The following is a 26757-nucleotide window of genomic DNA, read 5'->3' on the forward strand; positions in this document are numbered from 1 at the left end:
CCGATGGCCGCCGTGTACGAGAGTCCTGACCTGACGCTGCTCGACGGGGAGCTGGCCGAGGCGGCCGGGCGGTTCGGCGGTGCGGCGCGTTTCTCGGCCGGTCCCGCGGCCTCCCCCCGCACGCTCGTCGACGTCTTCGAGGCGTCCGTGCGGTCCTACCCGGACGAGCCCGCGCTGGACGACGGCAAGCGGCGGCTGACCTATCGCGCGCTGGCCGTCGAGGTGGAGCACCTGCGGAGACGGCTGGGAGCCGCCGGCGTCGGGCTCGGGGACCGGGTCGGGGTGCGGGTGCCGTCCGGCACCAACGAGCTGTATGTCGCGATCCTCGCGGTGCTGGCCGCCGGGGCCGCCTATGTCCCCGTCGACGCCGAGGACCCCGACGAGCGGGCCGAGCTGGTGTTCGGCGAGGCCGAGGTACGGGCGGTCGTCGGGGCCGGGCACGAACTGACGGCGCACGGCGCGTCCGGCTACCCCGCCACGCGGCCCGGCGTCGAGCACGACGCGTGGATCATCTTCACCTCCGGGTCGACCGGCAAGCCCAAGGGGGTGGCCGTCAGCCATCGCAGCGCCGCCGCGTTCGTGGACGCCGAGGCGGCGCTGTTCCTGACCGAGGAGCCGATCGGCCCCGGGGACCGGGTGATGGCCGGGCTGTCCGTGGCCTTCGACGCGTCCTGCGAGGAGATGTGGCTGGCCTGGCGGTACGGCGCCTGTCTGGTGCCGGTGCCGCGCGCGCAGGTCAGGAGCGGCGCGGATCTGGGGCCCTGGCTGGTCGAGCAGGAGATCACGGTGGTGTCGACCGTGCCGACGCTGGCCGCGCTGTGGGAGCCCGAGACCCTCAACGACGTACGGCTGCTGATCTTCGGCGGTGAGGCGTGTCCGCCGGAGCTGGCGCAGCGGCTGGTGACGGAGGGGCGGGAGGTCTGGAACACGTACGGGCCGACCGAGGCCACCGTCGTCGCCTGTGCCTCGCTGATGTCCGGCGCGGAGCCGATCCGGATCGGGCTGCCGCTCGACGGGTGGGAGCTGGCCGTCGTGGACGAGGCCGGGGAACCCGTGCCGATGGGCGGCAGTGGACAGCTGGTGATCGGCGGGGTCGGGCTCGCGCGGTATCTCGACGCCGAGAAGGACGCGGAGAAGTACGCGCCGCTCCAGTCGCTGGGCTGGGAGCGCGCCTACCGCAGTGGTGACCTGGTGAAGGCTGAGCCCGAGGGGCTGGTCTTCCTCGGGCGGGCCGACGAGCAGATCAAGCTCGGCGGCCGGCGGATCGAGCTGGGCGAGGTCGACGCCGCGTTGCAGGCCCTGCCCGGAGTCGCGGGCGCCGCGGCGGCCGTACGGACAGCGCGCAGCGGCAACCAGTTGCTCGTCGGCTATGTGGTCACCCAGGAAGGGTGGGACCACGCGGCGGCCGTGGAGAAGCTGCGGGCCGGGCTGCCGGCCGCGTTGGTGCCGTTGCTGGCGCCGGTGGCGGAGCTGCCGACCCGGACGTCCGGGAAGGTCGACCGGAACGCGCTGCCGTGGCCGCTCGCGGACCTGGAGACCGCCGGTCCCGCCGAGGAGCTGTACGGGACCGAGGCGTGGCTCGCCGAGCAGTGGGCCGAGGTGCTGGGGATCCCGGTCGGCGGCGCGGGCGACGACTTCTTCGCCATCGGCGGGGGCAGTCTGGCCGCCGCGCAGCTGACGACGCGGCTGCGGACCCGGTACCCGAGCGTCGCGGTGGTGGACGTCTACCAGCGGCCCACGCTCAAGAAGCTGGCCCGGTACCTGGAGGAGTCCGGCGGCGAGGACGGGGCCCGGCGAGCCGTCGTCCCCGTGCCGGCGCGGGCGCGGCTCGTGCAGCTCGCGCTGCTGCTGCCGCTGTTCACGCTGCTCGGTCTGCGGTGGGTCGTCCCGCTGGCGGCGCTCGGGAATCTGCTCGGCTCGTACGCCTGGCTGCCGACCGCGCCCTGGTGGGCCGTGGCGGTCGGGGCGGTGCTGCTCTTCACCCCGCCGGGGCGGCTGGCGATCGCGGCGGGCGGGGCACGGCTGCTGCTGCGCGGCGTCGAGCCGGGCCGGTACCCGCGCGGCGGGAGCGTGCACCTGCGGCTGTGGGCGGCCGAGCGGCTGGCCGAGTTCAGCGGGGCGACCTCGCTGACCGGGGTCTGGCTGGAGCGGTACGCGCGCGCTCTGGGTGCCAGGGTCGGCGCCGATGTCGATCTGCACGCGCTGCCGCCGGTGACGGGGATGCTGAAGCTCGGGCGGGGCGCGGCGGTGGAGTCCGAGGTGGACCTCTCCGGGTACTGGATCGACGGGGACCGGCTGGAGATCGGGCCGGTCAAGGTGGGCGCCGGCGCGGTCGTCGGGACGCGGAGCATGCTGCTGCCGGGGGCCAGGGTCGGCAAGCGGGCCGAGGTGGCGCCCGGGTCGGCCGTGGTCGGCCAGGTTCCCACCGGGCAGCGGTGGGCCGGGGCGCCCGCGGTCAAGCTGGGCAAGGCGAAGCGGAACTGGCCCAAGCAGCGGCCGCGGCGGGGCCTGATCTGGCGGACGTCGTACGGGGTGACCGGGTTCGGGCTGACCGCGCTGCCGGTGCTCGCCGGGGTCGCCGCGCTGGTGGTGCTGAGTCTGTTCGTGGACCCGGACGCCGGGCTCGGCGGAGCCCTGCGCGGCGCGGCGCTCGGGCTGGTGCCGGCCACGCTCGCGTTCGGGGCGGCGTACGCGCTGCTCCTGCTGGTCGCCGTGCGGCTGCTGAGTCTCGGGCTGCGGGAGGGCACGCATCCCACGCACAGCAGGGTCGGCTGGCAGGCGTGGACGGTCACCCAGCTGATGGACCGGTCGCGCGAGACGCTCTTCCCGCTGTACGCGGGGCTGGTCACGCCGGTGTGGCTGCGGCTGCTCGGGATGCGGATCGGCCGGGGCGCGGAGGTGTCGACGGTGCTCGCGCTGCCGAGTCTGACGACGGTCGGGGACGGGGCGTTCCTCGCGGACGACACCCTGACCGCGCCGTACGAGCTGGGCGGCGGCTGGATGCGGATCGGGCGGGCGGAGATCGGGCGGCGGGCGTTCCTGGGGAACTCCGGGATGACCGCGCCGGGGCGTTCGGTGCCGGACGGCGGTCTGGTGGGGGTGCTGTCGGCGACGCCGAAGAAGGCGAAGAAGGGCAGCTCGTATCTGGGGCTGCCGCCGGTCAGGCTGCCCCGGGCGGCGGCGGACAGCGACCAGAGCCTCACCTACGAGCCGCCGGCGCGGCTGCTGTGGGCGCGGGCGCTGGTGGAGCTGTGCCGGATCGTGCCGGTGTTCTGCTCCGCCGGGCTGGCGCTGCTGACGGTGGCGGCGCTGAGCGCGCTGGGCGGCTGGGCGTGGCCGGCGGGCGGCCTGGTGCTGCTCGCGGCGGGCGTGCTGGCGGGTCTGGTGTCCGTGGTCGCGAAGTGGCTGCTGGTGGGGCGGCACCGCACGGGTGAGCATCCGCTGTGGAGCGGTTTCGTGTGGCGCAACGAGCTGGCGGACACCTTCGTGGAGGTGCTGGCCGTGCCGTGGCTGGCGGGCGCGGTGCCCGGTACGCCGGTGCTCACCGTGTGGCTGCGCGGGCTGGGGGCGCGGATCGGCAAGGGGGTGTGGGTCGAGAGTTATTGGCTACCCGAGACCGACCTCGTGACGCTGGGCGACGGGGCCACGGTGAACCGGGGATGCGTCCTGCAGACCCACCTCTTCCACGACCGGATCTTGCGGACGGATACTGTTGAACTCCGTGAGGGTGCCACCTTGGGCCCGGGCGGAATCGTCCTGCCCGGCAGTGTGGTCGGGGCCCGCACCACGCTGGGTCCGGCGTCGCTGGTCATGGCCGCGGAGTCCGTTCCCGACGACACCCGGTGGCTGGGCAACCCGATCGAGTCGTGGCGCCGCTGAACGCGGCTCGTGCGGCGCCGGGGAACCCGGGGGACGATGGACGTCGTACGAGAGCGGAGCGGGGAGCAGAAGCGGCAGTGGCGGTTGTGCAGTCAGTGGGTCCGGACCCGTACTTCCCGGCGAACGGCGATTCCCGTTACCGGGTGCATCGGTACGAGCTGGCCGTGGACTACCGGCCGGGGCCGAACCGGCTGTCGGGCACCGCGCGGCTCAACGCCATAGCGGGCCGGGCCGCGCTCGCCGAGTTCCAGCTGAACCTCGCCGACTTCAAGATCGGTCGGGTGCGGGTCGACGGGCGGGCGCCGCACTACTCGCACCGGGGCGGCAGGCTGCGGATCCGGCCCGCCAAGCCGATCCGGCCCGGGGCCGCGTTCACGGTGGAGGTGCACTGGTCGGGCAATCCCAAGCCGGTGAACAGCCCCTGGGGCGGGCTGGGTTGGGAGGAGCTGACGGACGGTGCGCTGGTGGCGAGCCAGCCGGTGGGGGCGCCGTCCTGGTATCCGTGCAACGACCGGCCCGCCGACAAGGCCTCGTACCAGATCTCGGTGACGACGCCGTCGGCGTACCAGGTGGTGGCGGGCGGGCGGCTGCTCACGCGTACGGCGAAGGCGTCCACGACGACGTGGGTGTACGAGCAGTCGGCGCCGACGTCGAGCTATCTGGTGGGGCTGGCGATCGGCCGGTACCAGACGGTGCTGCTGGGCGATCCGGGGCCGGGCGGGGTGCCGCAGCACGGGCACATCCCGGCGCACCTGCTCACCGAGTTCTCGCGGGACTTCGCGCGGCAGCCCGCCATGATGGAGCTGTTCGAGGAGCTCTTCGGGCCGTACCCGTTCGGGGAGTACGCGGTGGTGGTGACCGAGGAGGAGCTCGATGTCCCGGTCGAGGCCCAGGGGTTGTCGCTGTTCGGCGCCAACCACGTGGACGGCGCCCGGGGTTCGGAGCGGCTGGTGGCGCACGAGCTGGCGCACCAGTGGTTCGGCAACAGCGTCTCCATCGCCGACTGGCGGCACATCTGGCTGAACGAGGGGTTCGCCAAGTACGCCGAGTGGCTGTGGTCGGAGCGTTCCGGCGGGCGCACGGCGCATCAACTGGCCGCCGCGGCGCACCAGAAGCTCGCCGCGCTGCCGCAGGATCTGCGGTTGGCCGACCCGGGCCGCAAGCTGATGTTCGACGACCGGCTCTACGAGCGCGGCGGTCTCACCGTCCACGCCGTGCGCTGTGCCCTCGGTGACGAGGCGTTCTTCCGGATGCTGCGCGGCTGGGCGCCCGTGCACCGCGGCGGTGCCGTGACGACGGCCGGCTTCACGGCGCACGCCGGCCGCTACGCCGACGGTCCGCTGGACGCCCTGTTCCGGGCCTGGCTGCGGGAGCCGTCGCTGCCGCCCCTGCCCGCCCCGAGGGGCTCCGGGGTCCCGGCACGACCGCCGTATCCGCCGACGAACGCGGGGTCGGCGTAGCGGCCGGCGTGCGCGGGGGCGGTCGGGTAGCGGGCACAATGGCGGGCATGTCGTCGCGCCGCAGTGGTTCCAGGGCCAGGTCGAAGAGCGCCTCCGGGGTGTCTTCGCCGGCCCCTCGCACGTGTCCCTGCGGGCTGGGGAAGACCTACGAGGAGTGCTGCGGGCGGTACCACTCCGGGAGCGCCGGCGCGCCGACCGCCGAGGCCCTGATGCGGTCCCGGTACAGCGCGTTCGTCATGCGCGACGAGGCCTATCTGCTGCGCAGCTGGCATCCCCGCACGCGGCCCGCCGACGTCGCCTTCGACACGACCATGCGGTGGACCGGCCTGGAGATCCTGGACACCCGGGACGGCTCCGCCTTCCACACCACCGGCACCGTCACCTTCCGTGCCTCGTTCCGGGGCGGCTCGATGCACGAGCGGAGCCGGTTCGAGCGGGTGGACGGGGCGTGGGTGTACGTGGACGGGGAGTTCCTGGCGGACGACCGGGGTTAGCGGACCCTCCGTCCCGGTCAACCGGCGGCCGGGGAATGGCCGTTGGGGGCCAGGATGTCCAGTTCCTGGAGGGCGCCGACCGTGATCTCGCGAGTGAGTCGTTCGGCCCGGGGGGCGTCGTGCTCGCGGATGGCCTCGGCGACCTGGACGTGGAGGGTGACGGCGGCGGGGTCGGGGTCGTGGAACATCACGGCGTGGTGGGTGCGGCCGGCGAGGACCTCCTCGACGACGTCGCCGAGGCGGGCGAACATCTCGTTGCCGGAGGCGTCGAGGATCAGGCGGTGGAAGGCGACGTCGTGCCGGAGGTAGCCCTCCAGCTTGTGGCCGCGTGAGTGGGCGACCATGCCGATGGCGCACTCGGTGAGCGCGGCGCACTGCTCGGCGGTGGCGTGGCGCGCGGCGAGGCCGGCGGCGATCGGTTCGATCGCGGAGCGCAGGACCGTGAGGGAGCGCAGCTGGCGGGGGCGGTCGGCGCCGTCCAGCCGCCAGCGGATGACCTGCGGGTCGTAGACGTTCCACTCGGCGGGCGGGCGGACGATCACGCCGACGCGGCGGCGGGACTCGACCAGGTGCATGGACTCCAGCACGCGGACCGCCTCCCGCATCACGGAGCGGGACACCTCGAAGGTCTGGGCGAGTTCGTCCGTGCGCAGCACGCTGCCCGGAGGGTACTCGCCCGCGGTGATCGCCGGTCCGAGGGTCTCCAGTACTCGGCCGTGCAGCCCCCGGCCCGGTGTGGTCATGGGGTCAGGGTACGAGGAGCGGGGAGTGAAGAAAAAGTCAGACTTAATTGTGTCGGGGGCTTGAATTCGTCGTACCTAATGGGTTTCAGTGTCGTCGGCGTCGGATGACGTCCCAGATGTCGACGAAGACAGCGAGGTAGTGATGCGAACCCCTCATGTCGTCGTGGTGATGGGCGTGGCGGGGACCGGGAAGACCACGATCGGTCCCCTGCTCGCGGCCCGGCTCGGCGTTCCCTACGCCGAGGGCGACGACTTCCACCCCGCGGCCAACATCGCCAAGATGTCGGCCGGAACACCACTGGACGACACGGACCGGGGGCCGTGGCTGGACGCCATCGGCGCCTGGGCGCACGACCGGGCCGGACTCGGCGGGGTGGTCAGCTGTTCCGCGTTGAAGCGGGCCTACCGGGACCGGCTGCGGGCCGCGGCGCCCGGAGTCGTCTTCGTGCATCTCGCCGGTGACCGGGCCCTCGTCGAGGACCGGATGTCACACCGGCAGGGCCACTTCATGCCCACGGCGCTGCTCGACTCGCAGTTCGCCACGCTCCAGCCGCTGGAGGCGGACGAGGCGGGCGTCACGGTCGACGTGTCGGGCGCGCCCGAGGAGATCGCCGAGCGGGCGGTCACCGCGCTGCGGGAGTCGGATCCGGCGTCGTCGTAGGCCCTCGGCCCGTCGTCTTCCTTCCCCCACCCCTCACCTCCCCCGAAACCCACCCACCAAGGAATCACCGTGACCAGACTCAACGTCGAGCTGCTGGCAGCGGACCCCGTCGAGCCGATCACCTCGGCGGGGCACGCACAGCTGGGCATCGCCGTACTGGCGGGCATCGCCGTGATCGTCGTGCTCATCACCAGGTTCAAGGTGCACGCCTTCCTGGCGCTGACCATCGGCTCGCTCGCGCTCGGCGCGTTCGCCGGGGCCCCGCTGGACAAGGCGATCGCCAGCTTCACCACCGGCCTCGGGACGACCGTGGCCGGGGTCGGTGTGCTCATCGCGCTCGGCGCGATCCTCGGCAAACTGCTGGCGGACTCCGGGGGCGCCGACCAGATCGTCGACACGATCCTCGCGAAGGCCGGCGGGCGGGCGATGCCCTGGGCGATGGTGCTGATCGCCTCGGTGATCGGGCTGCCGCTGTTCTTCGAGGTCGGGATCGTGCTGCTGATCCCGGTCGTGCTGATGGTCGCCAAGCGCGGCAACTACTCGCTGATGCGCATCGGCATCCCGGCCCTCGCCGGTCTGTCCGTGATGCACGGCCTGATCCCGCCGCACCCCGGCCCGCTGGTCGCGATCGACGCCGTGGGGGCCAACCTGGGCGTGACGCTGGCGCTGGGGCTGGTCGTCGCGATACCGACCGTGATCATCGCCGGGCCGCTGTTCTCGAAGTACGCGGCCCGCTGGGTGGACGTGCCGGTGCCCGAGCGGATGATTCCGCCGCGCGCCTCGGAGGAGCTGGAGAAGCGGCCCGGGTTCGGCGCGACCATCGCGACGGTGCTGCTGCCGGTGGTGCTGATGCTGGCCAAGGCGCTCGTGGACATCGTCGTGGACGATCCCGAGAACATGGTCCAGCGGGTCTTCGACGTGGCCGGCTCGCCGCTGATCGCGCTGCTCGCGGCCGTCATCGTGGGCATGTTCACGCTGGGGCGGGCGGCCGGGTTCACCAAGGAGCGGTTGGGGTCGACCGTCGAGAAGTCCCTCGCGCCGATCGCGGGCATCCTGCTGATCGTCGGCGCGGGCGGCGGCTTCAAGCAGACGCTCATCGACTCCGGGGTCGGGCGGATGATCCTGGAGATCTCCGAGGACTGGTCGATCCCCGCGCTCGTGCTGGCCTGGCTGATCGCGGTGGCGATCCGGCTGGCGACCGGGTCGGCCACGGTCGCCACGATCTCGGCGGCGGGCCTGGTGGCGCCGCTGGCCGCGGACATGTCGACGGCCCACACCGCCCTGCTCGTCCTCGCCATCGGCGCGGGCTCCCTCTTCTTCAGCCACGTCAACGACGCGGGCTTCTGGATGGTGAAGGAGTACTTCGGGATGAGCGTCGGCCAGACCATCAAGACCTGGTCGGTGATGGAGACGATCATCTCGGTGGTCGCCGGGGCGATCGTGCTGCTGTTGTCCCTGGTGATCTAGCCCCGCGTCCGCGGGCGTCGCGGCGGATAGGATCTCGGGCCGGGCGAACGCGTGATCGACGGGGGGCAGGGTGCCGTACTTGGGGCCGTTGGAGCTGGTCGGGGACCGTTGGGTCATCGGGGATCCGAAGCGCGAGAGAGGCCTGTGCGTGGTGCTCACCGCCGAAGGCGTCGAGCACCACGAGCGGGATGTGCCGGAACCGCTGGTCTTCGTCCCGTGGACCAGGTTCGTGAGTGCCGGGGTGACCGCCGCCTACAAGGCGTGGCAGACCACACGCACCGCGGGCGTCCTCGACGCGCTCGGCGGGAGCCGCATGGAGTCCGGGCCCGACGGCTGTGCCGTCGGCGGATATCTGCGCCATCCGTACGAGGACTGGTCCGTGCGCTACACCCACCACGAGCGCGGGTACACGAGCGCCCATGTCTTCCTCCTGAAAGCGCTGTTCCGGAAGACGTCCGAGGCCAAGGCGCTGCGCCGTCTCGGCGATCCGGAGTGGCTGGGCGCGGCGGTCGACCGGCTGGCGCCCCTCCCCCTGTGGTGGGCGCCCAAGGTCAACCGGCAGGTGAGCGCGATCATCGAGGATCTCGGCACCTGACGGGACGCCGTATCGGGCTCAGGGTCACGGGGCGGCGGCCCACGGTTCTACGGGCGCCAGAGCGAATGCTCCCGGTCCGCCCATTTCCGGCTCACCAGCCCCGTGCGCATCCCTCGGCGGGCCTCGGGGTCGCCCAGGGCCATGCCGATGTGGCCCGCCAGGACGATGCCGATCGTCAACGCCAGCCAGTCGTGGACGAAGGTCGCGCTGGTGCGCCACATCAGGGGGGTGAGGTGGGTGAACCACATCATCAGCCCGGTGGCGAGCATGACGAGGGTGGCACCGGCGATCCACGCGGCGTAGAGCTTCTGGCCGGCGTTGAACTTGGCGGCGGGGCGCGGGCCCGGAACCCGGCGGCGGGCGGCGCGGAGCCAGTGGCGGTCGTGCGGGCCCCACCGGTTCAGGCGGCCGAGGTCCGCGCGGAACGCGCGGGAGGCGAGGCCCGCCAGGACCGGGACCGGGAGGATCAGACCGGCCCACTGGTGGACCGTCACCACCAGAGCCCTCCGGCCGACGAGTTCCGCGAGGGCGGGGAGGTAGAGGCAGGCCGCCGTCGCCACGCAGATGCCCATCAGGGCGGCGGTCGTCCGGTGGATCCAGCGTTCGGCGGCGGTGAAGCGGGCGACCCGGGCGTCGGTGACGACCGGCCGCTCCTCAAGTCGTCGGTTCATCGTCCCGTCCGTTCGATCGGCCGACCCACGCGTCGATGTCGTAGCCCCGCTCCTCCCAGTAGCCGGGCTCGACCTCCTCGGTCACCTCGATGCCGGAGAGCCACTTCGCCGACTTGTAGAAGTACATGGGGGCCACGTAGAGGCGGACGGGGCCGCCGTGGTTGTGGCTGATGTCCTTGTCCTGCATGCGCAGGGCCACCAGGACGTCCGCGCGGCGGGCCTGCTCCAGGGTGAGGCTCTCGCTGTACGCCCCGTCGAAGCAGGTGAAGCGGACCGCCGTCGCCGAGGGGCGCACGCCCGCCGCGTCCAGCAGCGCGGAGAGCCGTACGCCCTCGAACGGGGTGTCCGGCACGCGCCAGCCGGTGACGCACTGGACGTCCTTCACCATCCGGGTCTGCGGGAGGGCCCGCAGGTCGGCGAGGGTGTAGGTGGCGGGCTTGTCGACCAGTCCGCCGACGGTGAGGCGGTAGTTCGTGGCGGACTTGCGGGGGACCGACGCCGTCACCGAGTAGTAGCGGAAGCCGCCGCCGTTGGGGAGCAGGCCCGTCAGTCCGGTGGGGTCCTTCTGGGCGGCCTCGCCGAGGAAGGCCTCCATGCCGCGCTGGAGGACCGGCGCGGCGACGACGCCGAGGGCGCCCAGGCCGAGGGTGCCGAGGAGGACGCGGCGGCCGATCGACTTGCCGCGCTCCGCCTCCCTGGTGTCGTCGTCGGGGTGCTCCGGCGGCGCCTGTCGCGCCTCGGGATGTTCAGGGTTCACCTATTGATTCGACCATCCGCCGCCCCTGTCCGGCCAGCGGCGGCGGAGATTCGTCAGAGTTCCGTAAGCCTCGACGGGGCCGGGGCTCAGCCCGTCGCCTTCGCCGCCGCCCGGCCCGCCGTGCGGCCCGAGAACAGGCAGCCGCCGAGGAACGTGCCCTCCAGGGAGCGGTAGCCGTGGACGCCGCCGCCGCCGAAGCCGGCGGCCTCGCCCGCCGCGTACACGCCCTCCAGCGGGTCGCCGCCCTCGGTGAGGACGCGGGAGGAGAGGTCGGTCTCCAGACCGCCGAGGGTCTTGCGGGTCAGGATGTTCAGGCGGACGGCGATGAGCGGGCCGGCCTTGGGGTCGAGGATGCGGTGCGGGGTCGCGGTGCGGATGAGCTTGTCGCCGAGGTAGTTGCGGGCCCCTCGGATCGCCATGACCTGGAGGTCCTTGGTGAAGGGGTTGGCGACCTCGCGGTCCCGGGAGACGATCTCGCGGCGCAGCTCGGCCTCGTCGATCAACGGTTCCTTGGTGAGCGCGTTCATGCCGCGGACGAGGGAGCCGAGGTCCTTCTCGACGACGAAGTCGACGCCGTGGTCCATGAACGCCTTCACCGGGCCGGGGACGTCCGCGCGGGCCCGGATGAAGACGTCCTTGATGGACTTGCCGGTCAGGTCGGGGTTCTGCTCGGATCCGGAGAGGGCGAACTCCTTGCCGATGATCTTCTGGTCGAGCACGAACCAGGTGTAGTCGTACCCGGTCTTCATGATGTGTTCGAGGGTGCCGAGGGTGTCGAAGCCCGGGAAGAGCGGCACGGGCAGTCGCTTGCCGCGGGCGTCCAGCCAGAGCGAGGACGGGCCGGGCAGGACCCGGATGCCGTGGTTCTCCCAGATGGGGTTCCAGTTCTGGATGCCCTCGGTGTAGTGCCACATGCGGTCGCGGTTGATCAGGTTGGCGCCCGCCTCCTCGGCGATGCCGAGCATCCGGCCGTCGACGTGCGCGGGGACGCCGGAGATCATCTTCTCCGGGGCCTTGCCGAGGCGCTCGGGCCAGTTGGCGCGGACCAGGTCGTGGTTGCCGCCGATGCCGCCGGAGGTGACGATCACGGCCTGGGCCTTCAGTTCGAAGGCACCGGTGACCTCGCGGCTGCTGGCCTGGCCGCGCTCGATGGCCGACGGCTCCAGGATCTCGCCGGTGACGGTGTCGACGGCGCCCGCGCTGCGCGACAGGCCCGTCACCCGGTGCCGGAACTTCAGCTGGACCAGTCCCCGGGCCACCCCCTCGCGCACCCGCCGCTCGAAGGGCGCGACGAGGCCGGGGCCGGTGCCCCAGGTGATGTGGAACCGGGGGACGGAGTTGCCGTGTCCGTTGGCGTCGTAGCCGCCGCGCTCGGCCCAGCCGACCACGGGGAAGAAGCGGACGCCCTGCTGGTGGAGCCAGGACCGCTTCTCGGTGGCCGCGAAGTTCACGTACGCCTCGGCCCACTTGCGCGGCCAGTGGTCCTCCTCGCGGTCGAAGGCGGCCGTGCCCATCCAGTCCTGGAGGGCGAGGGCGTGGCTGTCCTTGATCCGCATCCTGCGCTGCTCGGGCGAGTCCACGAAGAAGAGCCCGCCGAACGACCAGTGCGCCTGGCCGCCGATCGACTGCTCCGGCTCCTGGTCGAGCAGGATCACCTTGCGGCCCGCGTCGACGAGCTCCGCGGTCGCCGCGAGCCCGGCGAGGCCCGCCCCGATCACGATCACATCTGCGTCGTACGACATGGAGGACGTCCTCTCGGGAACGGGTCAGGCAAGCGCGGGCGAACGGGGGCACGCCGAAACGGGCCGGGCACGGCCCCGCGCTTTGTTACCGGCCGGTCAGCAGCTTAGGGATCAGATCCTTCGGCAGAAGGCGTGACCTAGTCAACTGCCGAGATGTGTCTCCTCTTACGGACAGCCCACGGCGGGGCGGTTACAGTCGGCTGATTACGTATCGGGCCACCCATCGAGGGACAAATCCCCCTCCGACCGGGAAGTCGAGCGGAAACCCCCTCCGGGGGCACCCGCCGCGGCCCGTCCGACGACCCGAGGTATTCCGCGTGTCGGTTCTTGTTCTCCTCCTCTCCGTGGGCGCCGCCTGCTGTCTGGGCTTCGGCTTCGTCCTGCAGCAGCAGGCCGCGGCACACGCCCCGCTGAGCGACTTCCTCTCGCCCCGCCTGCTGCTCGACCTCATCCGGGTGCCGCGCTGGCTCGGCGGCATCGGGCTGATGGTGTGCGGCATGGCGCTCGGGGCGGTCGCGCTCGGTCAGGGCGAGATCACCCTCGTCGAGCCGCTCCTCGCCACGAACCTGCTCTTCGCCCTGGTCCTGTCCCGGCGGCAGACCCGGCAGCCGCTGGGCCGCCAGGGCTGGGCGGGTCTGCTGCTGCTCGCGGGCGGTGTCACCGCGTTCATCGTCGCCGGGCGGCCGGAGGGCGGGGCGGCGGTCGGCGGGCCGTTCCGGCAGTGGCTGATCATCGGCGTGATGGTGGGGCTCGCGCTGCTGCTCACGGCGTACGCGAAGCGGTCGCGGATGGGCGCCGCGCCGGTGCTGCTGGCGGTGGCCGCCGGGCTGCTGTACGGCGTGCAGGACGCGCTCACGCGGGTCAGCGGGCAGTTGTTCGCGGAGACGGGCTGGGGCGGGCTGTTCACCTCGTGGCAGCCGTACGGGGTCGCCGCGCTCGGCGTGACCGGCCTGGTGCTGGTGCAGAGCGCGTTCGAGACGGGGCCGCTGCGGATGTCCCTGCCGGCGCTCACGGCGGCGCAGCCGCTGGCGGGGATCGCGTGCGGGGTGGGGTTCCTGGGTGACCGGCTGCGGATGGACGCGGGGGCGCTCGCGTGGGAGGGCGTTGGGTTGGCGGGGGTCGTGGTGGGCGTGGTGCTGCTCGGGATGCATCCGGCCATGCCGTGCGGCTCCGCCGGGGGTGGGCGGGTGAGGGAGCTGCAGCGGGGCGCCCGGTAACTCGGGGGTGCGGGTGTGTCGGCGACTGCGGCTGAGTGGGGGTCCTCGCGCAGTTCCCCGCGCCCCTGAAAGCTTCAGGCCCCTGCGGGCCTGAAAGACCACGGCCCTGCGGGCCTGGAAAGCATGGGGCGCAGCCCCTGCTTTTCAGGGGCGCGGGGAACTGCGCGAGAAGCCCCACCGGGCCGGCAGCCGAGAACGCGCCGCCCCACCCCCTGCTTGGATGGGGGCATGAGCGCCGACGAGATCCTTGACATCGTGGATGAGGACGACCAGGTCATCGGGCAGGCACCGCGCGGGGAGGTGTACGCCCGGGGTCTGCGGCACCGGGTCGTGTTCGTGCTGGCCAGGGACGGCGAGGGGCGGATCTTCGTGCATCGGCGCACGGCGACGAAGCTGACCTTCCCGTCGCTGTACGACATGTTCGTGGGCGGCGTCGTCGGCGCGGGCGAGTCCTACGACGACGCCGCGCTGCGCGAGGCCGAGGAGGAGCTGGGGGTGACGGGGCTGCCGCGCCCCACCCCGCTGTTCACGTTCCTCTACGAGGACGGAGCTGGGTCCGGCTGGTGGTCGGCCGTGTACGAGGTCCGCTGCGAGTCGCCGGTCAGCCCGCAGGTCGCGGAGGTCGCCTGGCACGACTTCCTCACGGAGGACGAGGTGGAGCGGCGGCTGGGCGAGTGGCCGTGGGTGCCGGACGGGACAGCGGCGTACGAGCGGTGGAAGCAGCACAGGGGCGGCGGAGGCTTCGAAGCCGACCGGTAGTGTCCTACATGTGATCGAATTTGCACGGAACGTCCGGCTCTGGTTCGTCCCCGAGGACGTCCGCAAGGACGGCGGAACCCCGGACTACCGCTTCTCCCTGGCCAACGAGCGGACGTTCCTGGCCTGGCTGCGCACCTCGCTCGCGCTCATCGGCGGCGGCTTCGCGGTGGACCAGTTCCTGCCCGACCTGCGCTGGGGCTGGCGGGTGGGACTCGCGCTCGCCCTGCTGGCCGCAGGGGTGCTGTGTGCGCTGCGGGCGGTCAACCACTGGGTGCGCTGCGAGCGGGCGATGCGGCGCGGGGAGGACCTGCCGGTCTCGCGCTTCCCGGCGCTGCTCGGCGTCGTCGTCGCCGTGGTCGCCGTGGCGATGGTCGCCGTCGTCCTGCTCGGATGGGAGGGGTGAGCACGCCGTCCGCTCCCCCGGCGTCCCCCGACCGCGATCCCGGGCTCCAGCCCGAGCGCACCCGGCTCGCCTGGCGCCGTACGACCCTCACGGGAGCCGTGATCGCCGTACTGGCGGCGAAGTCCGCGCTGCACGGTGGACCGTCCACGGGCGGCGTACTGGCGGCGGCCCTGTGCGCGGTGCTGTGGCTGGGCCTCCTGGCGCTGGCCCACCGCCGTATCGCCGCCCTGGCCGCCGCCCGGCCGCCCGTCCTCGCGCCCCCGGCCGCCACGACGGCCGTCCTGTGCGTGATCGCCCTCGCGGTGTGCGGCACGGCGCTGGTGTTCTGAGGTGCAAGTCTTGGTGTGTGCATGGAGTTTCAGAAAGGAAGAATTGAGACTTCTGTGCCTAGCCTGGACAGGTCACCCCTCGTACCAGCGAAGGCGAGCACCATGACCACCCTTCACCAGGAACACCCCGTCCACGACCACGACCACGGGCCGGCCTGCGGGCACACCGCCGTGGCGCACGGGGACCACACGGACTACGCGCACGACGGGCATCTGCACCGTGAGCACTCCGGGCACTGGGACGAGTGCGAGCCGAGCGGGCACGCGTCGCACGAGGGGCACTCCCACGAGCACGGCGAGGACTGCGGGCACCAGGCGGTCACACACGGGGACCATGTGGACTACGTGCACGACGGACACCGGCACGCCGCCCACGACGGGCACTGGGACGACCACTGACCCACGCCGTCGCCGCACCCCGGATTCCACCGGATCGTCACCGACTGGCAGGCTCTGACCGGCAGTTGGCGACGATCCGGGGGGATGAAGGGAATCACTATGACCGCGGAAGAGCCGTACACCGTCGAGCTCGCGAGTGACGTGTACGCCTATGTGCAGCCGGACGGCGGATGGTGTCTGAACAACTCGGGTTTCGTCAGTGACGGCACCTCCACCCTGCTCGTGGACACGGCGGCGACGGAGCGCCGGACCCGGGCCCTGGCCGCCGCGCTCGACGCGACCGGCGTCCCGAGGCCCCGTCTCCTGGTCAACACCCACCACCACGGGGACCACACCTACGGCAACGGCTTCTTCACGCCGGCCGCCACCCTCGTCTCGCACGCGGCCTGCCGCCGCGAGGCCCTCGCCAGCGGGCAGCACCTGCATCTGCTGTGGCCGCAGACCGACTTCGGCGACGTGGGCATCGAGGGCGCGGACCTGACGTACGAGGACCGGGTGACGCTGCACGTCGGCGACATCGAGGCCCAGGTCATCCACCCCGGTGTCTCGCACACCGTCGGCGACTCGGTGGTGTGGCTGCCGCACCGCCGGGTGCTGTTCGCGGGGGACCTGGTCTTCGAGGGCGGGACGCCGTTCTTCCTCATGGGGTCGCTGAGCGGTTCGCTGCGGGCGCTGGCGATGCTGCGCGAGCTGGGCGCCGAGACCGTCGTACCGGGGCACGGGCCCGTGACCGACCCGTCGGCGTTCGACAGGGCCGAGCGGTACATGCGGTTCGTGGCCGAGGTCGCCGAGAAGTCGCACGCGGCGGGGCTCACGCCGCTGGAGGCCGCCCGGAACACGGATCTCGGGGAGTACGCCGCACTGCCGGAGAGCGAGCGGCTGGTGGCGAACCTGCGGCGGGCGTACGCCGAGCTGGACGGGGAGCCTGAGGGCGAGGGCGTCGACCCGTTCGCCGGGTTCATGGACATGGCGACCCTGAACGGCGGGGAGATGATGACCTGCCACGCCTGACGGCCCGCCCGGCGGTACGCGTCACGGCGCGTGTGCCGGGGTGCGTCGGATCCGGCCGCTCCCGAGCGGCCGGATCGCGTGGAGACGCCGATCACTTTCGTGTGGCCCACTGGACGACATACCGACCGGTCGGCATCATGAGACGGGTCCCGGTAGAACGCGTTCGCGTGTAGGAGCGATGATGCACCCAGACCACCCGCCAGGTCTCGACCCCGACCGGCTCCGTGCCCTGCTCGACGCCGAGCGGCCCGGACTCGTGGGCGGCCCGCTCACCGGCCGGCTGATCGAGGGCGGGCGGTCGAACCTGACCTACGAGGTCACGGACGGCACCGCGAAGTGGGTCGTACGGCGGCCGCCGCTGGGCCATGTGCTGGCGACCGCGCACGACATGAAGCGGGAGCACCGCGTGATCAGCGCGCTGCACCCGACGGATGTGCCGGTGCCCCGTCCCGTGCTGCTGTGTGAGGACGAGGACGTGCTCGGCGCGCCCTTCTACGTCATGGACTTCGTCGAGGGCACCCCGTACCGCACCGCCGAACAGCTGGCCCCGCTCGGTCCGGAGCGCACCCGGGCCGCCGTGCTGGGCCTGGTCGACACCCTCGTCGAACTGCACGCGGTGGACCCGGCCGAGGTGGGCCTCGCCGACTTCGGGCGCCCCGAGGGCTTCCTGGACCGCCAACTGCGGCGCTGGGGGAAGCAGTTGGACGCGTCCCGCAACCGCGAGCTGGCCGGCATCGACGAACTCCACGCGACGCTGGGCCGCCGGCTCCCCCACTCCCCCGCGGCGACGGTCATCCACGGCGACTACCGCCTCGACAACGTGCTGCTCGGCGAGGACGACGCGATCAAGGCCATCCTCGACTGGGAGATGTCCACGCTCGGTGATCCGCTCACCGACCTGGGCCTGCTGGTGATGTACAGCGTGCCGCTGGCCACGCCCGACTCCCCCGTCTCGACGACCGCGACGGCCGCCGGGCACCCGGATCCGGCCGAGATCGTCGAGCGGTACGCGGCGCGCTCGGGCCGCGACGTCTCCGCGGTGTCCTGGTACACGGCGTTCGCGTGGTTCAAGCTCGCCGTGATCCTGGAGGGCATCCACTACCGGTACACCCTCGGCCAGACGGTCGGCCGCGGCTTCGACCGCATCGGCGACCTGGTCCCCGTCTTCATCGAACACGGCCTGACGACTCTTCGTACCGGCTCCGGTTCCGGCTCCCAGGAGGGCTGATCCCCATGGATTTCGCATTCGACGCGCGTACGGAGGAGCTGCGTACCAAGCTCCTCGCCTTCATGGACGAGCACGTGTACCCGGCGGAGGCCGTGGCCGAGGAGCAGCGGGCCGAGCTGGACTCGCCGTGGGACACGCCGGCCGTGGTGGAGGAGCTGAAGGCCGAGGCCCGCAGGCAGGGCCTGTGGAACCTCTTCCTGCCCGACTCCGAGTACGGCGCGGGCCTCACCAACCTCCAGTACGCCCCGCTCGCCGAGATCACCGGCCGGTCCCCGCAGCTGGCGCCGACCGCGCTGAACTGCGCCGCGCCCGACACGGGCAACATGGAGGTGCTGAGCCAGTTCGGCGACGAGGCGCAGAAGAAGCAGTGGCTGGAGCCGTTGCTCGCCGGTGAGATCCGGTCGGCGTTCGCGATGACCGAGCCGGAGGTCGCCTCCTCGGACGCCACCAACATCACCACGCTGATCGAGCGCGACGGCGACGACTACGTCGTCACGGGACGCAAGTGGTACATCTCCGGGGCCATGAACCCCGACTGCCGGATCTTCATCGTGATGGGCAAGACGGACCCGGACGGGGCCGACATCCGCCGTCAGCAGTCGATGATCCTGGTGCCGCGTGACACCCCGGGCGTCACCGTGAAGCGGGCGATGCGGGTCTTCGGGTACGAGGACCACTACCACGGCGGTCACGCCGAGGTGATCTTCGAGGGCGCGCGGGTGCCGGCGTCGAACCTGATCGGCGAGGAGGGCGGCGGGTTCGCCATCGCGCAGGCGCGGCTGGGTCCCGGGCGCATCCACCACTGCATGCGGCTCATCGGGATGGCCGAGCGGGCGATCGAGCTGATGTGCCGGCGGGCGGTGGCGCGGGAGGCCTTCGGCAAGGCGCTGGCGCAGCAGGGGGTCGTGCACAACTGGATCGCCGACGCGCGGGTGGCCGTCGAGCAGCTGCGGCTGCTGGTGCTGAAGACGGCCTGGATGATGGACACGGTGGGCAACAGGGGGGCGCACACGGAGATCCAGGCGATCAAGATCGCCACGCCCCGGACGGTCGTGGACATCATCGACCGGGCGATCCAGCTGTACGGCGCGGGGGGTGTCAGTCAGGACTTCCCGCTGGCGGAGCTGTACGCGGGGGCGCGGACGCTGATGATCGCGGACGGGCCTGATGAGGTGCATCAGCGGTCGTTGGCTCGGCGGGAGCTGAAGCGGTACGTGTGAGGCCGGGGCGCCTAGGGGGTGAGGGGTGCGGGTTCGTCGGCGGGTGCGGGTCCGGTGGGGCTTCTCGCGCAGTTCCCCGCGCCCCTGAAAAAGCAGGGGCTGCGCCCCGTGCTTTTTCGGCCCGAAGGGGCTGTAGGCCCTTGAGGGGCGCGGGGAACTGCGCGAGCAACCACGAACCACCCGCACCCGCCGACGAACCCGCACCCCCGAGCGTAATGCGCCCTACCGCCCCTACGGTCGCAGTGCCCTCAGCAGCAGGTCCGCCAGGTGGTCCGCTACCTCCTGGGGGGTCATCGGGCCGTCGGGGCGGTACCACGTCGACAGGTGGTGGACCGAGCCGAAGTGGTAGTCGACGACCAGGTCCGCCGGAGTCGCCCTGGAGAAGACCCCGGCCTCCTGGCCCTCCTCCACCAGCGCGCGGAAGCGCTCGTGGTAGCGGCGGCGCTCCGCGCGGACCTGCTTGTTCTTCTCGGGGCTCAGGTGGTGCATCGAGCGGAAGAAGATCGACGCGTCGTCGAGGTTGTCGATGGTGGTGACGACGACGTCCGCCGCGGCCCCCCGCAACCGCTCCTCCACCGGCGCGTCGGCCCCCGCGAACGCGTCCAGCCGCTCCTGCTGGATCCGCAGCACGCGCGCGTACACCTCGTGCAGCAGGTCGTCCTTGGAGCCGAAGTAGTGGTACAGCGCGCCCTTGGTGACCCCGGCCGCCTCGACGATCTCCTGCACGGAGGTGCGGTCGTACCCCCGCTCGGCGAAGAGCCGGGTGGCGGCGGCCAGCAGCCGCTGCGGGACGGGCGTACCGTCTCCGTCCGTCGTCCTGGGCACTGCCGCCACCTGCCTTCCGAGGTTCTGTTGTCGCCTACTGGTCGTCCGTCCCGCCTCGATCGGTTCCCGATCGGGCGGAATCGGGCGCTCCCGCCGGAGGATCATCCCATTCTCCGGCGCCCGTGCGGCGGGCAGGGCGGTCAGCCCGTCGTCTCCCACTTCTGCTGGATGTGGTTCATGTTGGTCAGCCAGCGGTCCGGATCGGCGGCCCGGGCCTGGTAGTAACCGGCCACCTCGGGGTGCGGCAGGATCAGGAAGCGGTCTTTCTCGATGCCCTCGAAGAGCGCGTCGGCCACGTCCTCCGGCTCGATCGCGGTCGGCGCGAGCACCAGGTCGCCCGCGCTGCCGGAGGCCGTCAGCATGTCGGTGCGCACCCCCTGCGGGCAGATCGCGTGCACCTTGACGCCCCGGTGGCGGTAGGTGAGCGAGAGCCACTCGGCGAAGGCGTACGCCCCGTGCTTGGTGACGCTGTAGGGCGCCGCGCCGATCATCGTCAGCAGGCCGGCCGCCGAGACCGTCGACACGAATCGCCCGCCGCCGCGCTCCAGCCACGCGGGCAGCAGCTCGTGGGCCGCCCGGACGTGCGCCATCACGTTGACGTCCCAGGCGAGCGCCCACACCTTCTCGTCGGCGGCCTCGGTCCCCCCGGAGGCCAGTCCGGCGTTCGCGCAGTAGACGTCCACGGTCCCACCGAGCGCGTCACGCGCCTGAGGAACGATCGTCGAGGCGTCCCCGGGCACCGCGATCCCGCCGATCTCGTCGGCCACGGCCTTCGCCCGGTCCGCGTCGAGGTCGTTCACGACGACCCGGGCCCCCTCGGCCGCGAACCGCCGCGCCAGGGCGGCCCCGATCCCGCCACCGGCTCCCGTGACGACCACACCCGCACCCGCACCCTGTACGTCTCCCACGATCGGTCTCCTTCGACGCGACACATCAGCAACGCCCACCAAGGGGCCCAGACTAACCGGTCGGTATGTCTCGGAGAAAGGGTGCCACCAACCCCGCCCCAAAGGGGCGCGGGGAACTGCGCGACCAGCCACACCCCACCCGCAGACGACAAACCACCGGCGGAAGCGCTTAGCTTTCCCCAAGCACCGCTTCCATGACAGCGACGCGCCCGCGACCCGGAGGTCACCCCTATGCACCTCTCCCGCCGCACCTTCCTCGCCGCCTCCACGGCGGCCACGGCGGCCACGGCGACCGCAGCCACCGCCGGCCTCACCACCGCACCCCCCGCCGAGGCAGCCCGCCCAGGGCCCCGTACCGGTTTCGAGCGCCTGGCCCACGACGGCTACAAACTCCTCGGCGGCCAGAAGGTCGGCATCGTCACCAACCCGACCGGCGTCACCCGCGACGCCCGCCACATCGTCGACGTGATGCACGCCGACGACCGGGTGGACCTCAGGGCCGTCTTCGGGCCCGAGCACGGCTTCCGCGGCACCGCCCAGGCCGGCGGCTCCGAGGGCCGTCACGACGACCCGGCGACGGGGCTGCCCGTCCACGACACGTACCAGAAGAGCGGCCGCGCCCTCGCGGACGTCTTCACCGCCTCCGGCGTGGACACGGTCGTCTTCGACATCCAGGACGTGGGCGCCCGCTTCTACACGTACATCTGGACGCTGTACGACTGCATGGAGGCGGCGCAGCTGGCCGGGAAGCGCTTCGTCGTGCTGGACCGGCCGAACCCGGTGACCGGGCGTCGCGCCCAGGGGCCCGTGCTGCACAAGGAGTTCGCGTCCTTCGTCGGGCGGCAGCCCGTCGCGCAGGCGCACGGGATGACGGTGGCGGAGCTGGCGCGCCTGTTCAACGGGGAGTTCCTCACCACGCCCGTACCGCTGGAGACCGTACTGATGTCGGGGTGGAAGCGGTCGCGGTTCTACGACTCCTCCGGGCTGCCGTGGGTGCCGCCCAGCCCGAACATGCCGACGCCGGACACCGCGCTCGTCTACTCCGGGACGTGTCTGTTCGAGGGGACGAACCTGTCGGAGGGGCGGGGCACCACGCGGCCGTTCGAGCTGCTCGGCGCGGAGGGGATCGACCGGCGGTGGGCGGCCGCCGCGAACGACCTCGGCCTGCCCGGCGCGCACTTCAGGGAGGCGTACTTCGCGCCGACGTTCTCCAAGTTCCAGGGGAAGACCATCGGGGGTGTGCAGATCCACGTCCACGACCGGGCCGCGTACGACCCCGTGCGCACCGGGATCGGCCTCCTGGTGACCGCCAAGAGGGTGTGGAGCGGCTTCGCCTGGCGGCCGGACAACTGGATCGACAAGCTGACCGGTTCGGCGCGGGTGCGGACGATGATCGACGCGGGGGCGGACACGGAGGAGGTCGTGGCGGGCTGGCAGGAGGAGCTGGCCGCGTTCCGCCGGGTGCGCGAGGAGTATCTGCTGTACCGCTAGGCCGCCCCATCGCGGATGTGCTTGTACGTGACGTATGGCCATCTTTCGCCGTTGGCAGGACCATGCGCCTGAGCGCACCACCAGCGGGGGCCGAAGGGGGCTCGTCATGGCGGATCCGGAAATGAGCGTGACTCCCTACTGGGAACTGACCTTCGACGCGGACGGGGACGTGGACACCGGTCAGCGGGACCGGCTGCTCGACGGGGTCGCGCGGCGCGGGGTGGCGGATCTGGTCGTCTTCGCGCACGGCTGGAACAGCGACCGGTCGGGCGCGACAAGGCTCTACAGCCGCTTCTTCGAGCCGTTCCCGGTGCTCGCGCCGCACGCGAAGCTGGGGTACGTCGGTGTGCTGTGGCCCTCGATGCGGTTCTCGGACGAGCCGATCCCCGACCTCAAGCCGGTGCCGGCCCTGGCGCCCGGCCGCCCCGCGCTGGACAAGCACACCCGGCACGCGCTGGTGGAGGTCTTCCCCGGGCGGGCCGTCGTCGTCGAGCAGCTCGCCCGGCTGCTGGAGCAACGGCCGGACGACGGGGCCTCGTTGGAGGAGTTCGGGCGGCTCGTACGGCTGCTGGTCGAGGTGGAGCCGCAGGGGCCGCAGGGCGCGTTCACGGCGGACACCGTCGCGGAGGGGGTGCCGGAGGGCACGCCCGGGATGCTCTGCGGGGACGCGGCGGCGGTGTGCGCGGACTTCGCGGCGGCGCTGGCGGAGGTCGAGACCCCGCCGGGGCCGGCCGGGGCCGCCCTCGCCCCGCCCCAGGTGTGGGACGGCGCGCACGAACTCCTGCGGCAGGCCACCTACTTCGCGATGAAGCGCAGGGCGGGGACCGTCGGCGAGCGGGGGCTCGGACCGCTGCTCGGCCGGCTCGCGCGGACCTCGCCGAAGGTGCGGGTGCACCTCGTCGGGCACAGCTTCGGCGCCCGGCTGGTGTCGTTCGCGCTGCCCGGTCTGCCGGAGGGCGCGCGCTGCGTGAAGTCGGTGACGCTCCTTCAGGCCGCTTTCTCGCACTACGCGTTCGCGGCCCGGCTGCCGCACGACACCCGGACGAGCGGCGTGCTGAACGGGCAGCACAAGCGCGTGGACGGCCCGTTGGTGTGCTGCCACTCCAAGCACGACTCGGCGCTCGGCACGATCTACCCGCTGGCCTCCCGGATGGCGGGCGACGCGCGCACGGTGCTGGGGCTGAGCGTGAACAGCCTGCTGGGCAGGAAATGGGGCGCCCTCGGCTACGACGGGGTGCAGGCGGTCGAGGGCACGCGGTCGTTCAGCCTGGCCGACGCGCTCAAGGCCCGGCTGCCGGCGGCGGGGTGCGTGAACATCGACGCGTCGGCCGTGGTGAAGCGCGGCGGCGCGCCCTCCGGCGCCCACAGTGACATCTGCCACCGTGAGCTGGCCCGGGTGGTGCTGGCGGCGGGCCGTATCGGCTGATCCCGGCCCGCCGCCGTCACACGTTCACCGGCGTCACCCGCAGGCGACGGCCGGGGCTCACCGGTGTGAGGTGAACTCCACGACCTGCTGGTAGGTCGGCCGGTTCTGCCAGCTGATCTTGTTGTGCTTGATGCCTCCCAGGGGCTGCTGGATGATCGAGTCGGCGCACCACTGGTCGCCCGCCGAGCAGTACGCGTCACCGGGGTAGACCTGTGCGGCGGTCTTGCCGGCCGCCTCCTTCAAGGTGTTGATCAGGAGGGTGCGGCAGGCGCTGAGACTGCCGCCGCCGCAGTACTGGTTCGCCAGCGGGCCCCGCACCGTCTCGCCCAGCACCGAGCGGATGTCCTTGTCGACGTAGCTCCACCAGCCGTACTGGAACGAGCTGCCCGCGTGCGAGCCGGTCGGGCCGTGCGCGGCCGACGGGGACTCGTCGACGGGGAGGTTGGCGGTGATGGCGGTGTACAGGTCGGTGCCGAGGCCGGGTTCGAACTCGGCCTTCACCAGCAGCGGCCACCAGGCGTCCAGGATGCGGATCGCCTCGGCGTTGGCGTAGGTCTTCGAACCGGCGGAGGTCTCCGTGCGTTTCGAGCCGGAGGTGACCCAGGTCTGGAGCTTGGTGACCGCCGCGGCGGCCGCGGTGTCCGTGACCGTGCTGCTGTTGATGACCTTGAGCAGGTCGGGGACGACGTCCTCGGCCCGCAGGTCGGCGAGGCCCGCCTCGGCCATGGCCTTGGTCAGCGAGGCCCGGGTGACGCCTCCCGCTGCGACCAGGCGTTTGACCCGGTCGTCGAGGAGGTTCCCGCGGTGGACGGAGCCGTTGCCCCAGGGGGCGGTGGTGTAGTCGGCGGCCTGCTTGTTGTTCCAGGAGATGTAGTAGTCCTGGTCGACGGAGTTGGGGTGCTGGGACGGCGGGGTGTAGTCGGCGGTGTTGGTGGTGGGGTTCCAGCCGCGCCACTCGTACGCGGACTGCGCCCAGGCCGGGAACTCCGGGTCGACGCTCGCGGCGCGCACCGGGTTGTCACCGCTGTTGTAGTACGCGGTGTGGGTGGAGTCGGCGTAGAACCAGTTGAAGGTGTAGTTGATGTTCTGGACGGCCTTCTGGAAGGTGTCCGGGCCCTTGACGTAGTCCGGGTCGTTCAGCATCTGGAAGCCGATGATCGACTCGGCCTCGTTGAGGTACGAGGAGCGCAGGGTGGTGTAGGCGACCTTCTTGCCGTCGACCGTGGCGCGGTGGGTCACGGGGCCGTACTTGGTGCGCCAGACCTGCATACGGTACGAGCCGGCCGGGGTGGAGTCGGCGGTGGTGGGCTTCCAGGCGTTGGTCTGTTCGATCTTCTCCATGGCCGTGCAGGTGCCGTGGTAGAGGTAGTGGACGTCGTCCTGGCACAGCTCGACCGCGTACGCGTCGATGATGTCCTGGCCGGAGGTGGTGGCGCTCCAGGCGTAGTCCTGGCCCCGGCCCAGCTCGACGTACATGCTCAGGCCGGCGAAGGAGGCGCCGCGGGCGCTGATGCCCGGGCCCTGGATCTCCTGGAGCATGAGCAACTGCGGGGCGAAGTAACCGGTCTGCGGGCCGAAGACGGCGACGGGGTGCCCGCTCGCGGTGTGCTCGCCGCTGACGACGAGGGCGTTGGACATGCCACGCCGGGCGGAGCTGAGGGCGCTGTCGGTGGCTTCGGCGGACAGGCCCGCGCTGGCCGAGGTGGCCGCGCTGCCGGTGCGGTCGTACACGAGGGGTTCCTCGGTGACCGTGCCGTCGTCGGGGAGGGCCATGCCCTGCGGGTTCGCGGGCTTGGTGGCGTACGGGAAGCTGCCGTCGTGGACGGTGAGGGCGGCCTCGGGGTCGTTGCGCTCGCGGAAGGACTCCCAGACCTTGGTGCCCTCGGTGACGCCGTACTTCTCCTGGGCGGCCAGCAGGGAGAGGGCGTTGTTGACCTCGCCGCCGCCGCCGGAGCCGAAGAGTGCGCCGATGACGGAGGCCAGGGCGACCAGGTCGGTGGGCTTGAACTTCTCGATGGTGCCGGCGTTGGTGACGGAGTCCTTGTGGCCGGTCAGGACGTACTCGCCGGGGAAGTAGCGCCCGCTGTCGGAGGCGTCGATGTAGGCGTTGATGCCGGCGACGTAGGCGTTGACGTCGGCGAGGGCCAGCTGCCCGCGCTCGCCGTTGGTGGCGACCGCCTTGTCGATCTGGGCCTGGAGGTCGGCCTCGGTGTAGGGGGCGTGGCGCCAGAACTCCTGCTCCAGGCCCTGATTGGAGGCGGCGCCGCCCGCGAACGGGGTCAGCTTGCCGCGGCCGACGTGCCGGAAGACGTCCATCAGCCACAGCCGGTCCTGGGCGGCGGCGTAGCCCGCGCCGAACTCGGTGCCGTAGCGGGTGGTGCCCGTGATGTGCGGCACACCGGTCTTCTTGTCGCGGACGATCGTGACGTCGGTGCGGCCGGCCGGCTTCAGGGTGGAGGCGACCTGGTCGGAGGCCACGCCGAAGGAGGCGTCGTTGAAGAAGGTGTTGATGGTGGAGTTGGTGAGGCCCGGGTAGCCGGTGGCCAGGTTGTTGTAGGGGCCGAGCTGGTTGCTCGCGTTCTCCGGCATGGAGCCGAACCCCTGGTTGAGCAGGATCTGGGCGAGGGTGGCGTTGCCGTTCTGGCCGGGCGGCAGGATGTCGGAGCACTGTCCGCCGCAGTGGTCGGTGACCGCCGCGGCCTGCACGGCGCCGGTGTCGGCGGCCGACGCCGGGGAAGCCGGGGAAAGAGGCGACAAAAGACCGGCAACGAGTGCGCATAGGGAGGCGGCCTTGAGGAACTCCGGGAATCTGTGGGGAGTTCTCAGTCTGTCCGGTGCGTTGCGTGAGGTGCGTGGGGTGCGCCAGGGCATGGCAGCTCCTCCTGACGGGGGTGGGCCGGATGTTACCGCCGGTATCCCCGACTTTGAAGATGAGCAAGCGTCACGTTTTTGGGATCACCGTCGACGGACAGGTGACGCACAGCGTGAACAGGTACTCAGAAGTAGTCGTAAGCCCAAGAGGAAGTACAACAAGAAGCGCGACAAGACGTCAGAGGCAGTCAGGCGTAGGCA

General features: G+C 72.0%; 23 protein-coding genes. 16 read left to right on the top strand and 7 right to left on the bottom strand.

Going from position 1 to position 26757, the window contains the following annotated elements; translation table 11 throughout:
* The first annotated feature begins 3 nt into the window (after positions 1-3).
* The 3 genes from HW837_RS30115 to HW837_RS30125 all read left to right on the top strand — a co-directional run bounded on the left by HW837_RS30115 (position 4) and on the right by HW837_RS30125 (position 5833).
* Positions 4-3879 carry a Pls/PosA family non-ribosomal peptide synthetase gene (locus HW837_RS30115; protein ID WP_193380435.1) on the top strand — a complete coding sequence of 1292 codons (3876 nt, stop codon included), beginning with the start codon at positions 4-6 and terminating at the stop codon, positions 3877-3879.
* A gap of 77 nt (positions 3880-3956) precedes the next feature.
* Positions 3957-5339 carry a M1 family metallopeptidase gene (locus tag HW837_RS30120; protein ID WP_193380434.1) on the top strand — a complete coding sequence of 461 codons (1383 nt, stop codon included), beginning with the start codon at positions 3957-3959 and terminating at the stop codon, positions 5337-5339.
* A 47-nt stretch (positions 5340-5386) separates the two neighbouring features.
* The gene (locus tag HW837_RS30125) at positions 5387-5833 is read left to right on the top strand and encodes a YchJ family protein (protein ID WP_107073707.1); all 447 of its coding nucleotides are present in this window, start codon (positions 5387-5389) and stop codon (positions 5831-5833) included.
* 17 nt (positions 5834-5850) lie between these two features.
* Here the strand turns inward: HW837_RS30125 and HW837_RS30130 are convergent, their stop codons facing one another.
* The gene (locus HW837_RS30130) at positions 5851-6576 is read right to left on the bottom strand and encodes a FadR/GntR family transcriptional regulator (protein ID WP_045557051.1); all 726 of its coding nucleotides are present in this window, start codon (positions 6574-6576) and stop codon (positions 5851-5853) included.
* 142 nt (positions 6577-6718) lie between these two features.
* Between HW837_RS30130 and HW837_RS30135 the strand changes: the two genes are divergently transcribed.
* The 3 genes from HW837_RS30135 to HW837_RS30145 all read left to right on the top strand — a co-directional run bounded on the left by HW837_RS30135 (position 6719) and on the right by HW837_RS30145 (position 9299).
* Entirely contained in the window at positions 6719-7237 is a 519-nt protein-coding gene (locus HW837_RS30135; protein WP_045557050.1) for a gluconokinase, read from the top strand.
* Between the two features lie 69 nt (positions 7238-7306).
* Positions 7307-8704: a GntP family permease gene (locus tag HW837_RS30140; protein ID WP_045557049.1), complete on the top strand. Its 1398-nt coding sequence runs from the start codon at positions 7307-7309 to the stop codon at positions 8702-8704.
* Between the two features lie 70 nt (positions 8705-8774).
* The gene (locus HW837_RS30145) at positions 8775-9299 is read left to right on the top strand and encodes a hypothetical protein (RefSeq protein WP_045557048.1); all 525 of its coding nucleotides are present in this window, start codon (positions 8775-8777) and stop codon (positions 9297-9299) included.
* 47 nt (positions 9300-9346) lie between these two features.
* On the opposite strand, the gene HW837_RS30150 is transcribed toward HW837_RS30145, so the two are convergent.
* The 3 genes from HW837_RS30150 to HW837_RS30160 form a co-directional block, all read right to left on the bottom strand.
* Positions 9347-9970 carry a cytochrome b/b6 domain-containing protein gene (locus HW837_RS30150; RefSeq protein WP_045557047.1) on the bottom strand — a complete coding sequence of 208 codons (624 nt, stop codon included), beginning with the start codon at positions 9968-9970 and terminating at the stop codon, positions 9347-9349.
* Positions 9954-10727 (bottom strand): molybdopterin-dependent oxidoreductase, encoded by a 774-nt coding sequence (locus HW837_RS30155; protein WP_193380433.1) that lies wholly within the window; start codon positions 10725-10727, stop codon positions 9954-9956. The genes HW837_RS30150 and HW837_RS30155 overlap by 17 nt, the downstream gene beginning before the upstream one ends.
* Before the next feature lie 86 nt (positions 10728-10813).
* Positions 10814-12469 (bottom strand): FAD-binding dehydrogenase, encoded by a 1656-nt coding sequence (locus tag HW837_RS30160; RefSeq protein WP_093789420.1) that lies wholly within the window; start codon positions 12467-12469, stop codon positions 10814-10816.
* Between the two features lie 317 nt (positions 12470-12786).
* Here HW837_RS30160 and HW837_RS30165 point away from each other — a divergent pair, with 317 nt between their 5' ends.
* From HW837_RS30165 to HW837_RS30200, 8 genes are all read left to right on the top strand, one after another.
* A complete protein-coding gene (locus tag HW837_RS30165) occupies positions 12787-13686 on the top strand; it encodes a DMT family transporter (RefSeq protein WP_045557044.1) in 900 nt (299 codons plus the stop codon).
* 228 nt (positions 13687-13914) lie between these two features.
* The gene (locus HW837_RS30170) at positions 13915-14445 is read left to right on the top strand and encodes an NUDIX hydrolase (protein WP_045557043.1); all 531 of its coding nucleotides are present in this window, start codon (positions 13915-13917) and stop codon (positions 14443-14445) included.
* A gap of 10 nt (positions 14446-14455) precedes the next feature.
* A complete protein-coding gene (locus tag HW837_RS30175; RefSeq protein ID WP_045557042.1) occupies positions 14456-14848 on the top strand; it encodes a YidH family protein in 393 nt (130 codons plus the stop codon).
* Positions 14836-15177 (top strand): DUF202 domain-containing protein, encoded by a 342-nt coding sequence (locus HW837_RS30180; protein WP_193380432.1) that lies wholly within the window; start codon positions 14836-14838, stop codon positions 15175-15177. Before HW837_RS30175 ends, HW837_RS30180 begins: the two co-directional genes overlap by 13 nt.
* 102 nt (positions 15178-15279) lie before the next feature.
* Positions 15280-15576 carry a hypothetical protein gene (locus HW837_RS30185; protein ID WP_045557040.1) on the top strand — a complete coding sequence of 99 codons (297 nt, stop codon included), beginning with the start codon at positions 15280-15282 and terminating at the stop codon, positions 15574-15576.
* Positions 15577-15675: 99 nt separating this feature from the next.
* Positions 15676-16587, top strand: coding sequence for an MBL fold metallo-hydrolase (locus HW837_RS30190; RefSeq protein WP_045557039.1), 912 nt, complete (start codon positions 15676-15678; stop codon positions 16585-16587).
* Positions 16588-16768: 181 nt separating this feature from the next.
* Positions 16769-17815: a phosphotransferase family protein gene (locus HW837_RS30195; RefSeq protein WP_045557038.1), complete on the top strand. Its 1047-nt coding sequence runs from the start codon at positions 16769-16771 to the stop codon at positions 17813-17815.
* A gap of 5 nt (positions 17816-17820) precedes the next feature.
* A complete protein-coding gene (locus tag HW837_RS30200; protein WP_045557037.1) occupies positions 17821-19035 on the top strand; it encodes an acyl-CoA dehydrogenase family protein in 1215 nt (404 codons plus the stop codon).
* 231 nt (positions 19036-19266) lie between these two features.
* On the opposite strand, the gene HW837_RS30205 is transcribed toward HW837_RS30200, so the two are convergent.
* Positions 19267-19860, bottom strand: a complete 594-nt coding sequence (locus HW837_RS30205; RefSeq protein WP_045557036.1) for a TetR/AcrR family transcriptional regulator — start codon at positions 19858-19860, stop codon at positions 19267-19269.
* 140 nt (positions 19861-20000) lie between these two features.
* Positions 20001-20768: an SDR family oxidoreductase gene (locus HW837_RS30210; RefSeq protein ID WP_107073702.1), complete on the bottom strand. Its 768-nt coding sequence runs from the start codon at positions 20766-20768 to the stop codon at positions 20001-20003.
* A 231-nt stretch (positions 20769-20999) separates the two neighbouring features.
* Between HW837_RS30210 and HW837_RS30215 the strand changes: the two genes are divergently transcribed.
* Both HW837_RS30215 and HW837_RS30220 read left to right on the top strand, forming a co-directional pair.
* Entirely contained in the window at positions 21000-22259 is a 1260-nt protein-coding gene (locus tag HW837_RS30215) for an exo-beta-N-acetylmuramidase NamZ family protein (protein WP_045557035.1), read from the top strand.
* Positions 22260-22365: 106 nt separating this feature from the next.
* Positions 22366-23685: a serine-threonine protein kinase gene (locus HW837_RS30220; RefSeq protein ID WP_193380431.1), complete on the top strand. Its 1320-nt coding sequence runs from the start codon at positions 22366-22368 to the stop codon at positions 23683-23685.
* 57 nt (positions 23686-23742) lie between these two features.
* Here the strand turns inward: HW837_RS30220 and HW837_RS30225 are convergent, their stop codons facing one another.
* A complete protein-coding gene (locus HW837_RS30225) occupies positions 23743-26556 on the bottom strand; it encodes a penicillin acylase family protein (RefSeq protein WP_045557033.1) in 2814 nt (937 codons plus the stop codon).
* Between the last annotated feature and the right edge of the window lie 201 nt (positions 26557-26757).

The organism is Streptomyces caniscabiei, assembly GCF_014930365.1.
Lineage (GTDB): Bacteria > Actinomycetota > Actinomycetes > Streptomycetales > Streptomycetaceae > Streptomyces > Streptomyces caniscabiei.